Origin of the sequence: Pedobacter rhodius (assembly GCF_027213645.1) — a bacterium.
GTDB lineage: Bacteria > Bacteroidota > Bacteroidia > Sphingobacteriales > Sphingobacteriaceae > Pedobacter > Pedobacter rhodius.
Window position 1 is genome coordinate 124,928 of record NZ_JAPWGL010000006.1, and the last position, 13,879, is coordinate 138,806.

The following is a 13,879-nucleotide window of genomic DNA, read 5'->3' on the forward strand; positions in this document are numbered from 1 at the left end:
ACAAATTATGTCAGGACATAACGAATCAATACTTAGAGAACCATTAATTACCGGCGATAACATCACGTATGCAAAAATTACGGATGATATTTTAGGCCCGGTAGAAAATAAGCCAAATAAAGCCTGGTGGATTGGTTTCATCTTTGCCTCTTTAGGTGCTTTGCTTTGGGTTGTAGCAGTAAGCTATACCTTCTGGAATGGTATCGGATCTTGGGGTTTAAATAAAACAGTTGGATGGGCATGGGACATCACCGGTTTCGTATGGTGGGTTGGTATTGGTCACGCAGGAACGCTTATCTCTGCAGTACTATTACTATTCCGTCAGAACTGGCGTAACTCAATTAACCGTTCGGCAGAGGCAATGACCATCTTTGCGGTTATCTGTGCGGCAACCTACGTTGTATCTCACATGGGCCGTCCCTGGTTAGCGTACTGGGTTTTACCTTTACCAAATCAGTTTGGTTCACTTTGGGTAAACTTTAATTCGCCACTGGTTTGGGATATGTTTGCAATCTCAACTTATTTCTCTGTATCCTTATTATTCTGGTATACGGGTTTATTACCGGATATTGCAACCATCCGCGATCGTGCAGTTGGTACACGCAGAAAAATTTATTCAATCTTCTCTTTTGGATGGAGTGGAAGTGTTAAAACATGGCAACGTTTCGAAGCGGTGTCTCTAATCTTAGCAGGTATTTCTACACCACTGGTACTTTCGGTACACACTATTGTATCGATGGACTTTGCAACATCGGTAATCCCGGGATGGCACACGACCATTTTCCCTCCTTACTTCGTTGCAGGTGCGATTTTCTCAGGCTTTGCGATGGTATTAACCTTATTATTGGTTGCACGTAAAGTTTTAGGTCTGGAAAACTACATCACAATGTTCCACATCGAGTCGATGAATAAAATCATCATCTTAACAGGTTCAATTGTAGGTGTTGCTTACTTAACAGAGTTCTTTATTGCCTGGTATTCGGGTTCTGAGTACGAACAGTATGCATTTATCAACAGGTCTACCGGTCCTTACTGGTGGTCATACTGGATGATGATGACCTGTAACGTAATCTCTCCGCAGTTGTTATGGTTCAAAAAAATCCGTTTAAGCATTAAAGCAACCTGGATTCTGTCGATCGTTGTAAACGTAGGTATGTGGTTCGAGCGTTTCGTAATTATCGTTACTTCATTACACCGTGATTATATTCCATCAAGTTGGGCAATGTTCTATCCAACATGGGTTGATGTGAGTGTATTCGTAGGTTCAATCGGATTGTTCTTTACTTTATTCTTATTATTCTTAAGGGTATTGCCATCTATTGCTATCGCAGAGGTTAAGTTATTATTGAAATCTGCAAGTGAGCAAGCGAAATTAAAACAGATTAAAGAAGGACATGAGAATAAAGAATATGTAGCTGAATACATAGAATCTTTAGAGAAATTTGATAGTGTTAAACAAGAAGAATACGCAAAAATATAACAATGAGTGATATCAAATATATTTTAGGCAGCTTTGGAGACCCTGATGAAATGATGCATGGCATCGAAAAACTTCAGGAAAATAACATCAGTATTTATGATGTATATACGCCAATGCCTATACACGGAATAGAGGCCAAATTAGGCGTTAAAAGATCAAGAATCGACATCGCAGCATTTTGCTTCGGTATAACGGGTACTTGCGCAGCTTTTGCTTTAATTTATTTTTGCGCAGTAATTGACTGGAGAGTAAACATTGGTGGTAAACCATCATTTGCTTTACCGGATTTTATTCCGATAATGTTCGAGTTAACCGTTTTATTCTGTGCTTTCGGTATGGTTTTATCTTACTATGCTTCAACGCATTTATTTCCGGGAAGAGCACCAAGAGTAATGGATCTCCGCGCAACAGATGATCGCTTTGTTATCGCAGTTGATGCGCATGAAAATGCAGCACACACCGTAATTGATGGTTTATTAAAAGATGCCGGTGCTTTAGAAGTAAAGTATAATGAAAGGAAGTACATTAGCTATGAATAAGAATAAATTTGTTTATGCCGCGTTTTTAGCTATCGCTTTTGCAGCTACTTTTTCGGCTTGTAAAGATAAACGCAGTACAGGATTAGAGTACGCAAGGAACATGTATGATCCGATTGCTTATAATCCTGACCAGCCAAATAAAAACTTTAAGGATGGTAAAACGGCACAATTACCGCCTGCAAATACAAAACCTGTAGGTTTTGAAGAATATGATGAATATCCAAATACTTTAGAAGGGTATAATGAGGCAGGCGCTAAAATGGTCAATCCGTTACCTGCTGACAGTATTAATTTAGAACAAGGTAAACACTCATTTGTGGTTTTCTGCGCACCATGTCATGGTGAAAAGGGAGATGGTCAGGGTCACCTGGTTAAAATTGAGAAATTTACCGGCGTTCCTTCCTATTCAACTGGTGCTTCATCAAGAGGTGGTAATATGGCAGATTTAACGCCTGGTAAAATCTATCATACCATTACATATGGTGTAAATAACATGGGCTCGCATGCTTCGCAAATTTTACCAATCGATCGTTGGAAAATAGTGATGTATGTTCAACAATTACAAAAAGGACAATAAGTAAAGCAGAATATAAATGGGAACTCACAATATTAATTTTAGTGAACAATTTGAGTTTACAGGAAAAGTAAAAACTTTAAGTATAGTTGGTATCGTTTTAGGTATCGCTGCTATTGCTTACGGTTTTTTAAGTGGCCACCAAGAGCGCACTTTTGCCAACCTGTTGCTTATGGGATATTACTTTGCATGCGTTTGTATGTCGGGGATGTTTTTCTTAGCTGTTCAATTTGTAGCGCAGGCAGGTTGGTCTGCTTCAATTTTACGCGTACCACAGGCAATGGCGAAAACATTGCCAATTGCCGCCGTAATACTTATTGCAATCATATCTGCAGGTTTATTTATAGAACATACAATTGTAGAGCATGGACAAAGCGTTAGTGTGCCTTATCTTTATAAACATTGGGCAACCCACGGTTTGGCAGAAAAAGGTTCGGAACATTATGATGCAATTATTGCCGGTAAATCTGTATTTCTAAATAAGCCTTTCTTTTTAGGTCGCCAATTATTGTTTTTAGGTGTTTACAGTATTTTCGCTATGCTATTTGTTAAATTTTCATACAACGAAGATTTAGCAGGTGGATTAAATTCTTACAGAAAAAGCTTTAAGAATGCTTGTATTTTCTTGGTAATATACGGTTTCACAACACCAATTTTCGCTTTCGATACCATCATGTCGTTAGAGGCACACTGGTTCTCAACCATGTTTGGCTGGTATAACTTTGCCGCGATGTGGGTAAGCAGTTTAGCAACAATCGCAATAATCATCATCTTATTAAGAAGAGCCGGTTACATGCAATGGGTTAACAATAGCCACTTACATAATTTAGGTCAGTTTATCTTTGGTTTCTCTATCTTCTGGACTTACGTATGGTTTGCGCAGTTCTTGTTAATTTACTATGCAAACATGCCTGAAGAAACTGTTTATTTCTATAAACGCTTTGAATATTATAAGTTCTGGTTCTTTTTAAACCTGGCAATGAACTTCTTAGCGCCGGTGTTATTATTAATGGACAGGGATAACAAAAGAACAGATGTGAGATTATTATTTGTTTCCATTGTTGTGTTGTTAGGCCACTGGGTAGATTACTATCAAATGATTATGCCTGGAGCGGTTGAAGAAGGAACTAACGGTTTCAGCTTTATTGAAATCGGAATTGCAGCAGGTTTTGTAGGATTGTTTACCTTTACCGTTTTAAGCGCATTAAGCAAAAAACCTTTAATAGCGAAAAATCACCCTTTATTACAAGAAAGTTTGCATCATCAGCTTTAATTGATGATTTTATAAGAGCGAATATTTTAATTATTATATAGAAGTACAGCGTACTACTTTTAAGAAAATGAGTTTAAGAAAGTTTATCACGAATAAAACGACCGCAGCTTTAGCAGTATTACTTACTGTTTTTGCAAACACGAGCGTATTTGCGCAGGATGCAGCTGCAGGTGCTGCCGCGGCACCGAAAGTTGATATGGGCGAGGTTTATAAATCAGTAATATTTTATATTCTGGTATTTCTTGCAATATGTTTATTCATAGCCATTGTGGGTAAATCCATAAGAGTTTATGAATTGAGCCGCGAAGCACAAGGTAAACCTGTTGGCATTAACTGGAACAGGGTACATGCAAGTTTATTTGCACTATTCCTGGTTTTAGGCTTATACGGTGTGTATTGGGAATACACGGTACATGGTGCAATGTTATTGCCTGATGCAGCTTCAATCCATGGAAAACGTATTGACGACATGTTTAATTTAACATTAATCATTACGACAATCGTGTTCGTTGTTACGCACATCTTATTATTCGGATTTTCTTATGTCTATAAATATTCGGCTAAAAGAAAAGCATATTATTACCCGCACAATAACCTCATTGAAAAAATCTGGACAATTGTACCAGCTTTGGTTTTAACAGTATTGGTATTAATGGGTTTCTTAACATGGAGATCAATATTCTACAAAGTTGATGACCCTAAAAACATGCCTATTCAGATCGAAATGACTTCAGAGCAGTTTAAATGGACTATCCGTTACCCTGGAACTGATGGCGTTGTGGGACATAAGAACTATAAATTAATTACAGCATCAAATACTTTAGGTATTGATTTTAAAGATTTGAAATCTCGTGATGACCAAATGGCAGATGAGATGGTTATACCGGTAGGCAAGCCAATCAAACTTATTTTAACCAGTAAAGATGTTATACACAGTTTTTATATGCCTCATTTCAGGGTGCAGTTGAATACGGTACCGGGTATGCAAACCATATTCGAGTTTACGCCAACCATTACAACCGCAGAAATGCAACAAAAAACAAACGATCCTAACTTTAAATATCTTTTCTACTGTGCAAAGATTTGTGGTTCTGGTCACTATAACATGCAAAAGGTTGTTCGTGTAGTTTCCATGGAAGAATATAAAACCTGGTTAGCTGAACAAAAAACATACTTAAACGACGATTTAAGAAAACAATTTAATTTGCCGGTGGCGCCTGCTCCAGTTAACTCTGGAACAGATTCGGCAGCTACAGATTCTGCAGCTGTTAAAACAAACCAAATGGCTTTAAATAAATAATATACCGAAGAGCGAAAAGAATTATGTCAACAATAGCATTACACGACGAACACAATCACGATCACGCTGATCACGGGCACCATAAAGAGACTTTAATTTCAAAGTACATCTTCAGTATGGACCACAAAATGATTGCGAAGCAATTTTTGATAACCGGTATTATCATGGCGGTTATTGCAATGGGTTTATCTATTTTATTCCGTATTCAGTTAGCGTGGCCTGATAAAAACTTCCCTTTCTTGGAAACATTTTTAGGTAAATGGGCAGAAGGTGGTCGTATTAAATCTGATTTTTACCTCGCTTTGGTTACCATTCACGGTACCATCATGGTATTCTTTGTACTAACGGCAGGATTAAGCGGTACTTTCAGTAACTTATTAATTCCATTACAAATTGGAGCCAGGGATATGGCATCACCATTCCTGAATATGCTTTCATACTGGTTTTTCTTTACGGCCTGTGTGGTAATGATGGGTTCATTCTTTATTCAAACTGGACCTGCATCAGGTGGGTGGACGGTTTATCCGCCATTATCAATCATTGAAACTGCAATTCCGGGTTCAGGCTTAGGGATGACAATGTGGTTAATTAGTATGATACTTTTCGTTGCTTCATCCTTAATGGGTGGTATAAATTACGTAAGTACAATATTAAATATGCGTACTAAAGGAATGGATCTTTGGAAAATGCCTTTAACTATCTGGGCATTCTTCTTAACGGCTATTTTAGGTATTTTATCTTTCCCAGTTCTTGTAGCGGGCGTTGTATTAATGATATTCGATAGAAGTTTCGGAACAAGTTTCTATCTGTCTGATATCGTAATGGGTACAAACATTTTGCCTAATGAAGGTGGTTCTCCAATTTTATGGCAACACTTATTCTGGTTCTTAGGTCACCCTGAGGTATATATTGTAATTATGCCGGCATTGGGTATCTCATCAGAAGTTATCTCTGTAAATTCACGTAAACCAATTTTTGGTTACCATGCAATGGTTTATTCATTAATCGGTATTACTGTACTTTCATTTATCGTATGGGGTCACCATATGTTTGTTACGGGTATGAACCCGTTATTGGGTGGTGTATTTATGATTACCACTTTAATTATTGCAGTTCCATCAGCAGTAAAAACATTTAACTATTTAGCAACATTATGGAGAGGTAACATTCGTTTCACCCCTGCGATGTTATTTGCTATTGGTTTAGTTTCATTTTTTATCTCTGGTGGTTTAACCGGTATCTTTTTAGGTAATGCATCCTTAGATATTAACTTACACGATACTTATTTCGTAGTTGCCCACTTCCACCTGGTTATGGGTTCTGCAGCGATCTTTGGTATGCTTGCGGGTGTTTATCACTGGTACCCTAAAATGTTCGGTCGTATGATGAACGCGAAACTGGGTTATCTGCACTTCTGGTTAACATTTATCGCAGCTTATCTTGTTTTCTTCCCATTACACTTCTTAGGTTTAGATGGCGTACCACGTCGTTACTATGCTTTCACTGAATTCGAATTCATGAAAAAATGGTTAACGGTTAACGTATTCGTAACATGGGCTGCTATTATGGCTGCGTTAGCACAGGTAGCATTCTTATTTAACTTCTTCTACTCAATTTATAAGGGAAAGAAAGCACCTCAAAATCCTTGGGAATCAAATACATTAGAATGGACAGCTCCTGTAGAACACTTACATGGAAACTGGCCGGGAGAAATTCCCACAGTTTACAGATGGCCATACGACTATAGTAAACCTGGTCACGATGCTGATTTCATTCCTCAAACCGTTCCTTTCTCTCAAACAATGAGTTCTAATTTACCTCATGATTTTGAAGGAAATGAGGAAGCGGAAAAAATTCAGCAAGATTGGGAAATCGCCAATCCTGTGACAGAAAATAAGGGCTAGTTTAGCTAGCTTTAACAAAAATTTTAAAGGGGTATCTGATTAAGTTTCTGCTTATCCGGATACCCTTTTCATCTTAACAGATATATGATCAGCGGATCAGAAAAACGTTTTATCAGCATCAACTTTATAACCATTATAATTACACTATTGGTTATACTTGCCGGCGGTATTGTTCGCAGCACCGGGTCTGGCATGGGTTGTCCTGATTGGCCGAAATGTTTCGACAGATATATTCCACCTACGAACGTATCGCAACTTCCTGCAGATTATAAAGAAAAGTACGTTGCCGGCAGGATTAAGAAGAATGAAAAATTTGCCAGATACCTCGAAAGTATGGGCAAAAAGGAATTAGCAGATAGCATCAGGCATGATAAGAATATAACGGTACCTGAAGAATTTAATCCTGCAAAAACCTGGACAGAATATTTAAACCGTTTGGCAGGTGTTTTGGCCGGCCTGTTTTTATTGCTTACCGCTGGTTATTCATTTATATATAGAAAAACAGCAAAGCGAATAATTGTATTAAGTATCCTGAATATTTTTGTTGTTGGCTATCAGGCCTGGCTGGGTTCGATAGTGGTATCTACAAACCTGGCGCAATGGGTTGTTACCTTGCATATGCTCTTGGCACTTGTTATTTTAGTAATTTCAATTTATACCTATAATTATGCAAAACAGCTGCATAAAGAACCATCGGTTATTATGTACCGGATTTTGTGGTTGAAAGGTTTTTTGTTCTTTACATTAATGGTCAGTATTGTACAAATCATTTTAGGCACTGATGTCAGAGAAGCAATAGATGTGATTGCCAAATCGCTTTCATCTGGCGGTAGAGATACATGGATTGCAAAGGTTGGTGACGTTTTTAATTACCATAGAGACATGGCCATTCTGGTTATTGTTTGTAACGGTATCATTTATAAAATGGTTATAGACAGATTTAGCGGAAAAGCAGCACCGTTATTAACTGCGAGATTTATTTTGCTTACTTTACTCATCCAATTATTAAGCGGGGTTGCATTGGCATATATTTCTTTACCACCTGTTGCCCAGGCATTGCACATATTATTTTCGACAATGCTATTTAGTTTACAGTTTTATTTGTACTTGCTGGTTTACAGAACAAGGACATACAGACAATAATAATAAGAGAATTGAAACAATTTTTTTCAGATTTTTCTAAGCTAATTAAATTCAGGCTATCCTTTACGGTAGTGTTCTCTGCATCCATATCCTTTTTGATTGGTCAGAAAATGCAGGTAGGTAGAGGGCATATCCCATCAATAGATTGGGGAAACTGGTTAATATTAATTGCCGGGGGATTTTTAGTTACCGCTGCTGCAAATTGTTTTAATGAAATTATAGAAGTCGACCTGGATAAGTTGATGAGCCGGACCAAAGACCGGCCAATGCCTGCCGGTAGGATGACCACCGGACAAGGATTGGTTCTCGGTGTTTTTATGGCTTTTTTAGGTACCTGGCTTTTAGGTCAGTTAAATTTAGAAACGGGGTTATTATCGGTATTTTCAATTTTATTGTATGCGTTTGCATATACACCATTGAAAAGAAAGTCGCCGATTGCGGTTTTTGTAGGTGCAATACCAGGCGCATTGCCACCACTGATTGGGTATTTAGCAGCATTTGGTAGTTTAAAATCTGATTTGTTTTTAGATATTGATTACAAAATCGCCGTTATATTATTTTTAATCCAATTTGTTTGGCAGTTTCCGCATTTTTGGGCAATTGCATGGGTTTTGGATGATGATTATAAAAAAGCCGGATTTAGATTATTGCCGACAAAAAAGAGAGACAAAACATCCGCATTATTTACTTTTGTAAGTACGCTGATTTTAATACCGGTAAGTTTACTGCCAACATTTTATGGCTTTGGCGGTTATTACATTACAGCTTTATCAATAGTGGCCGGCGCTATTTTCAGCTGGCTCGCTTTTAAATTATTAGTGAACAGAGAATTGGTTGATGCAAAAAAAGTAATGTTCTGTTCGTTTTTTTACATACCTGCGGTACAGCTGGTATTGATGTTTGATTTTATAGCAAAATAATTATTTATGGTTTTATCAATGGAAAAAACACAAGATATATTCGACCCAAAGCCTAAAAAGTTTATTGTATGGCTTTTTGTTGTATCGTCTACCATTATGTTTGGCGGCTTTACCAGTTATTATTTGGTATTCGCAGCATCGAAGGGAAAGGGACACGGACTGGTTTTACCTGATGCATTTATTTACAGTACACTATTAATTATTGCAAGTAGTGTTACATTAACCCTTGCTTCAAGAGCATTAAGAAAATTAAATTTCAGCTTACAGCGTAAAATGCTTTGGTTAACCATTATTTTGGCATTTGGTTTTGGCTTTATGCAGTTTGTTGCATGGGGCAGTATGGTAAAAACCGGTGCGACTATGGTCGGGAATAATGCTGCAATATCATTTATTTATGTCGTACCGTTAATGCACTTATTCCACATCATAGCAGGTTTAGGCTTTATTACCAGCAGTTTAGTTGGCAGCTATAAAAATATTACCCTGGCAAAGAATAAATTCCGGATGGAGATAACCTCTATTTTTTGGCATTTTATAGATATATTATGGATATATCTGTATGTTTTTTTACTTTTGAACCGTTAAATTTGTTAACAAACTATTATACTATTTCCAAATGAATTCAGTATCACAATTAGATCAAGTTAAAACAGGACCATGGAACGGTGGTCGTTCTCCCTGGTCGGTAGAATATGGTAAAATCATGATGTGGTTTTTCCTTTTATCAGATGCTTTTACATTCTCCTCTTTGTTGATCTATTATGGCGCTCAGCGCTTTTCTAAATCAGCCTGGCCTGATCCGGATTTGGTTTTCCAATCTATTCCCGGCTTAAAAGATAGCGGTGCTCCATTAGTTTTTGTGGGTATCATGACTTTTATCCTGATTTTAAGTTCGGTAACGATGGTTATGGCTGTAGAAGCCGGTCACCGTCGTGCTAAAAAAGAAGTTATTGGCTGGATGATAGCAACTATTATCGGTGGTTTTATGTTCTTAGGCTGTCAGGCTTTAGAATGGAGCCACTTACACCATGAAGGTTTTTGGTGGGGCCAGATTCCAACTGCCGAAGAATTGAAACATTTATTTACAGGAGATGTATCGCTGGTAGCCGCACAACAGTTTGCAAACTTGTTCTTTACCATAACCGGTTTCCATGGTTTCCACGTATTTAGCGGGGTAATGATTAATATTATCATTTTAGTGATGACCATCAATGGAACTTTCGAAAGAAGAGGCCACTATTTAATGGTAGAAAAAGTTGGTTTATACTGGCACTTCGTAGATTTAGTATGGGTGTTTGTATTCACATTCTTCTATTTGGTTTAATTTTAATTTATAAAAATATTTAACATGTCAGAACATTCACATACAGCCGAGGGTCACGAACACGATGACCATGCAGGAATGACCAAAAGTAAGATCTGGAAAGTAGCCGGTATTTTATCTTTAATTACAGGTATTGAGTTTATCATCGCATTATGGGCAATTCCTGGTGGACATATTCCTCAGCACATAGGTAATTATATTTATATCGCTTTAACTTTAGTTAAGGCATTTTATATCGTTGCGTACTTTATGCACTTAAAATTTGAGAAATTGGGATTGCAATTAGCATTAACAGTATCATTCATTTTTATTATTTACTTTATTGTATTAATGCTAATTGAAGGCGGGTTCTTAAATCTGCACATGGCAGCGCATTCATGAGACCATTCTCGATAAAAAAATCATTAATCCTGGTAAGCATATTGGCTATACCGGGATTTTTGTTTTTTTACTTATTGCCTCACTTTGCAAAAAACCGTTATAAAAGCCTTCCTGTTTTTGGGGAAAAGATTGTTGCGAAAACTTTCCATTCTGTTAAAGGCAAAAAAATTCCCGATACGATATACCATGTTGTACCGGATTTCAGCTTTGTAAATCAAAATAATGAAACCCTGAACTGGTCTGTATTGCAAGGCAAAATAGTGGTGCTGAATTTATTTTATAGAGCAAGCCCACTTAAAGATGTAAACACCAACCTCAAGAAGATTGCTGAAGGATATGACAGAAATCCTTTAATTCGTTTTCTAAGCCTTTCAGTAGATCCGCAGGATTACCCTTACAACTTAAAATCTTTAGCAGATTCGTTAGGTGCTAAACCTGGGAAATGGGACTTTTTAAGTGGCGATAGTTTGAGGGTTTATCCTTTCATCAGACAAGGATTATTACTTGATATTATCCACCATGAGGAATATGGTAAAACTAAATTCATCTACGGGAATCAAATTATACTGTTGGATAACCAGCATAGAATAAGGGGTTACTATGAGGCAAACAACGCCGATGCCTTAGCAAAGCTGGATGACGAAATAAAAGTCCTGGTTGCCGAAGATTTGCGAAACCTCAAAGACGGACGATAAAAGACTATAAATTAAATCCCTTAAAGGGTATTAATCTAATGGAAAATAATTCAATTGAAAAAAAGTATAACGTTTGGATAATTATCTTATCTATAGTTATCCCTGTGGCGGTAGCCGTGCTATTTATGGTTAAGCTGAAAGATCTGGGTATAGATGTAAGCCCTTTACCATATTTGCCTCCGATTTATGCAACCATTAACGGTATTACAGCCATTCTTTTGATTATTGCAGTAAGGGCAATTAAAAATGGAAAGGTTCAGTTGCACCAAAACTTAATGAAAGCGGCTATTGGTTGTTCTTTACTGTTTTTAGTGATGTATATTGCATATCACATGACAACGCCTTCAACAAAATTTGGTGGCGACGGGGCAATTAAATACATATATTTTTTTATTTTACTTACTCATATTTTACTTTCCATTGCCATAATTCCATTGGTTCTAGTAACCTATGTCAGGGCGTTGGCCGAAAAATTTGATAAACACAGAAAGATAGCGAGAATAACATATCCGTTGTGGTTGTATGTGGCAATAACGGGGGTAGTTGTTTACTTAATGATATCACCCTATTACCAATACTAACCATTAAAATAATAAGGTTCAGCTTGCAAACCTGAACCTTTTTTATGACACAATTTTTAAGTGCCTAAATTCGTTTATCTGTATATTTGTTGTGATGAAGAAAAAAGCACTTTTTATCTTATTGATATTCGCATTATTATTTGCCATTCATCCTAAAGTTAATGCACAATGTGCCATGTGTACCATAAATGCCGAACAAGGTGTTAAAAATGGCAATACACAGGCAGCAGGTTTGAACACAGGTGTTTTATACTTATTGGCAATTCCTTACATTTTATTTACCGCTGTAGGTATTTTATGGTATAAAAAATACCGTAAGAAAAATGTTCACCTTAATATGAAATCAAAGCCGATTAACCTGAATTAAAAATGTCTGGAAAAACATCTAAACTGTATGCAATCGTTCATGCAAAATGTCCGCATTGCCGCAGAGGTGCTATTTTTACAGGCAGTTTATATGGATGGAATATTCAGCATACAAAAGAGATTTGTGCACATTGCGGACAGCGGATTGAAATAGAGCCCGGCTATTTTTATGCGGCCATGTACGTTAGTTATGCAATGAATGTTATCGAAATGCTAATCGTAAGCTTTATTACTTTTTTGCTGGTCGGCCCTTTAGAAGACAATACCTTCTGGACCTACTTAATTGTAATTTTCACCGGATGCTTTATCCTTTATCCCGTTAATTACAGGTACTCCAGAATTATACTGCTTCACGTTTTATCGCCCAATATTAAATATAAACCTTATTACGATAAAGTGTAGTTGTTAGAATGTTAATTGCCGAAACTGTTTTAATTGTTGAAATTGTTTAAATCGGTTAATTGTATTAAGTTGTTTAAAATGAAATTGGTTAATAGTATCAGAATAAATTTCTGCTTGCAATGGAGTATTTTAGGTTTAGAACAATCCAACAATTTAACAATAAAGCGATACCAACAGTTAACCCATTAACCAGATTTAACACTTGACCCCAAAAAGCCTATGTTAAAAAAAGAAACCCTTAGTTTTATTAAAGACGTTGCTGAAAACAATAATCGTGAATGGTTCGCCGAAAATAAACCGAGATATGAAGAAGCAAAGGCTGATGTTTTAACACTTGTCGCTTCCATTATACCCGAATTGGCAAAGGTTGATCCGGCACTTTCTGCAGAAGCTGACCCAAAGAAAAGTTTAATGCGCATTTATCGTGATGTTCGTTTCAGTAAAAATAAAGATCCTTACAAAAATAACTTCGGTATATGGTTCTCTACCAAAAAAGGCGGAAATGAACCCGGTTATTATTTGCATATCCAACCCGGAAAAAGTTTTATTGCGGGAGGCTATTGGATGCCCGATGCACCACATGTTAAACTCATCCGCCAGGAAATAGATTATAATATAGGCGATTTTAAGGAGATTGTAGAAAGTAAGGATTTTAAGAAAAACTTTAAGCTGGGAACAGAATCGGCATTAAAGAATGCGCCCAAAGGTTACGATCCGTCCGACCCGAATATTGAATATTTAAAATTAAAGAGTTTCGAAGCAACAATGCCTATTGCGGATGAAGAATTTTTTAAACCAACACTCGTTAATAAGTTAATAAGTTCTTTCAAAACAGTACAACCATTAGTTGTATTTTTGCGAAATGCTATAGATGTTTAATGCCGGTTAGTTGTAGAATTGTTTGAATCGGTTAACTAAGTTGGTGCAAATTTTATAATTAAACCGTTAAAAAAATATAAATAACTGTAAAATTGTTCAGTCTGAACTGGTGGCAATT

16 protein-coding genes are annotated in these 13,879 nt (G+C 36.8%); all 16 read left to right on the top strand.

Annotated features, from left to right (window positions below; translation table 11 throughout):
- The first annotated feature begins 7 nt into the window (after positions 1 to 7).
- Positions 8 to 1,480 carry an NrfD/PsrC family molybdoenzyme membrane anchor subunit gene (nrfD, locus tag O0931_RS18805; RefSeq protein ID WP_056869620.1) on the top strand — a complete coding sequence of 491 codons (1,473 nt, stop codon included), beginning with the start codon at positions 8 to 10 and terminating at the stop codon, positions 1,478 to 1,480.
- Positions 1,481 to 1,482: 2 nt separating this feature from the next.
- Positions 1,483 to 2,019, top strand: coding sequence for a DUF3341 domain-containing protein (locus O0931_RS18810; protein ID WP_269417033.1), 537 nt, complete (start codon positions 1,483 to 1,485; stop codon positions 2,017 to 2,019).
- The gene (locus O0931_RS18815; RefSeq protein WP_428982698.1) at positions 2,012 to 2,596 is read left to right on the top strand and encodes a c-type cytochrome; all 585 of its coding nucleotides are present in this window, start codon (positions 2,012 to 2,014) and stop codon (positions 2,594 to 2,596) included. The genes O0931_RS18810 and O0931_RS18815 overlap by 8 nt, the downstream gene beginning before the upstream one ends.
- Positions 2,597 to 2,612: 16 nt before the next feature.
- Positions 2,613 to 3,866 carry a quinol:cytochrome C oxidoreductase gene (locus tag O0931_RS18820; protein ID WP_269417035.1) on the top strand — a complete coding sequence of 418 codons (1,254 nt, stop codon included), beginning with the start codon at positions 2,613 to 2,615 and terminating at the stop codon, positions 3,864 to 3,866.
- A gap of 67 nt (positions 3,867 to 3,933) precedes the next feature.
- Positions 3,934 to 5,166, top strand: coding sequence for a cytochrome c oxidase subunit II (locus O0931_RS18825; RefSeq protein WP_269417036.1), 1,233 nt, complete (start codon positions 3,934 to 3,936; stop codon positions 5,164 to 5,166).
- A 23-nt stretch (positions 5,167 to 5,189) separates the two neighbouring features.
- Positions 5,190 to 7,070 (top strand): cytochrome c oxidase subunit I, encoded by a 1,881-nt coding sequence (locus O0931_RS18830; RefSeq protein ID WP_269417037.1) that lies wholly within the window; start codon positions 5,190 to 5,192, stop codon positions 7,068 to 7,070.
- Positions 7,071 to 7,154: 84 nt separating this feature from the next.
- Positions 7,155 to 8,213, top strand: coding sequence for a COX15/CtaA family protein (locus O0931_RS18835; RefSeq protein ID WP_269417038.1), 1,059 nt, complete (start codon positions 7,155 to 7,157; stop codon positions 8,211 to 8,213).
- A gap of 11 nt (positions 8,214 to 8,224) precedes the next feature.
- Positions 8,225 to 9,133: a heme o synthase gene (gene cyoE / locus O0931_RS18840; RefSeq protein ID WP_269417039.1), complete on the top strand. Its 909-nt coding sequence runs from the start codon at positions 8,225 to 8,227 to the stop codon at positions 9,131 to 9,133.
- Positions 9,134 to 9,151: 18 nt separating this feature from the next.
- Positions 9,152 to 9,718, top strand: coding sequence for a cytochrome c oxidase subunit 3 (locus O0931_RS18845; RefSeq protein WP_269417040.1), 567 nt, complete (start codon positions 9,152 to 9,154; stop codon positions 9,716 to 9,718).
- A 31-nt stretch (positions 9,719 to 9,749) separates the two neighbouring features.
- Entirely contained in the window at positions 9,750 to 10,457 is a 708-nt protein-coding gene (locus tag O0931_RS18850) for a cytochrome c oxidase subunit 3 (RefSeq protein ID WP_269417041.1), read from the top strand.
- A 24-nt stretch (positions 10,458 to 10,481) separates the two neighbouring features.
- Entirely contained in the window at positions 10,482 to 10,838 is a 357-nt protein-coding gene (locus O0931_RS18855; protein ID WP_269417042.1) for a cytochrome C oxidase subunit IV family protein, read from the top strand.
- Entirely contained in the window at positions 10,835 to 11,533 is a 699-nt protein-coding gene (locus O0931_RS18860; protein ID WP_269417043.1) for an SCO family protein, read from the top strand. Before O0931_RS18855 ends, O0931_RS18860 begins: the two co-directional genes overlap by 4 nt.
- A 38-nt stretch (positions 11,534 to 11,571) precedes the next feature.
- Positions 11,572 to 12,114 carry a DUF420 domain-containing protein gene (locus tag O0931_RS18865; RefSeq protein ID WP_269417044.1) on the top strand — a complete coding sequence of 181 codons (543 nt, stop codon included), beginning with the start codon at positions 11,572 to 11,574 and terminating at the stop codon, positions 12,112 to 12,114.
- A 94-nt stretch (positions 12,115 to 12,208) separates the two neighbouring features.
- Positions 12,209 to 12,481, top strand: coding sequence for a hypothetical protein (locus O0931_RS18870; protein ID WP_269417045.1), 273 nt, complete (start codon positions 12,209 to 12,211; stop codon positions 12,479 to 12,481).
- Between the two features lie 2 nt (positions 12,482 to 12,483).
- The gene (locus tag O0931_RS18875) at positions 12,484 to 12,882 is read left to right on the top strand and encodes a DUF983 domain-containing protein (RefSeq protein ID WP_269417046.1); all 399 of its coding nucleotides are present in this window, start codon (positions 12,484 to 12,486) and stop codon (positions 12,880 to 12,882) included.
- Between the two features lie 219 nt (positions 12,883 to 13,101).
- Entirely contained in the window at positions 13,102 to 13,761 is a 660-nt protein-coding gene (locus O0931_RS18880) for a DUF2461 domain-containing protein (RefSeq protein ID WP_269417047.1), read from the top strand.
- Positions 13,762 to 13,879: the final 118 nt, after the last annotated feature.

Bases quoted from the DNA above. Each gene is read 5' to 3' on its own strand.
- nrfD (WP_056869620.1), top strand. From the start codon at position 8: ATGTCAGGACATAACGAATCAATACTTAGAGAACCATTAATTACCGGC.
- O0931_RS18810 (WP_269417033.1), top strand. From the start codon at position 1,483: ATGAGTGATATCAAATATATTTTAGGCAGCTTTGGAGACCCTGATGAA.
- O0931_RS18815 (WP_428982698.1), top strand. From the start codon at position 2,012: ATGAATAAGAATAAATTTGTTTATGCCGCGTTTTTAGCTATCGCTTTT.
- O0931_RS18820 (WP_269417035.1), top strand. From the start codon at position 2,613: ATGGGAACTCACAATATTAATTTTAGTGAACAATTTGAGTTTACAGGA.
- O0931_RS18825 (WP_269417036.1), top strand. From the start codon at position 3,934: ATGAGTTTAAGAAAGTTTATCACGAATAAAACGACCGCAGCTTTAGCA.
- O0931_RS18830 (WP_269417037.1), top strand. From the start codon at position 5,190: ATGTCAACAATAGCATTACACGACGAACACAATCACGATCACGCTGAT.
- O0931_RS18835 (WP_269417038.1), top strand. From the start codon at position 7,155: ATGATCAGCGGATCAGAAAAACGTTTTATCAGCATCAACTTTATAACC.
- O0931_RS18845 (WP_269417040.1), top strand. From the start codon at position 9,152: ATGGAAAAAACACAAGATATATTCGACCCAAAGCCTAAAAAGTTTATT.
- O0931_RS18850 (WP_269417041.1), top strand. From the start codon at position 9,750: ATGAATTCAGTATCACAATTAGATCAAGTTAAAACAGGACCATGGAAC.
- O0931_RS18855 (WP_269417042.1), top strand. From the start codon at position 10,482: ATGTCAGAACATTCACATACAGCCGAGGGTCACGAACACGATGACCAT.
- O0931_RS18860 (WP_269417043.1), top strand. From the start codon at position 10,835: ATGAGACCATTCTCGATAAAAAAATCATTAATCCTGGTAAGCATATTG.
- O0931_RS18865 (WP_269417044.1), top strand. From the start codon at position 11,572: ATGGAAAATAATTCAATTGAAAAAAAGTATAACGTTTGGATAATTATC.
- O0931_RS18870 (WP_269417045.1), top strand. From the start codon at position 12,209: ATGAAGAAAAAAGCACTTTTTATCTTATTGATATTCGCATTATTATTT.
- O0931_RS18875 (WP_269417046.1), top strand. From the start codon at position 12,484: ATGTCTGGAAAAACATCTAAACTGTATGCAATCGTTCATGCAAAATGT.
- O0931_RS18880 (WP_269417047.1), top strand. From the start codon at position 13,102: ATGTTAAAAAAAGAAACCCTTAGTTTTATTAAAGACGTTGCTGAAAAC.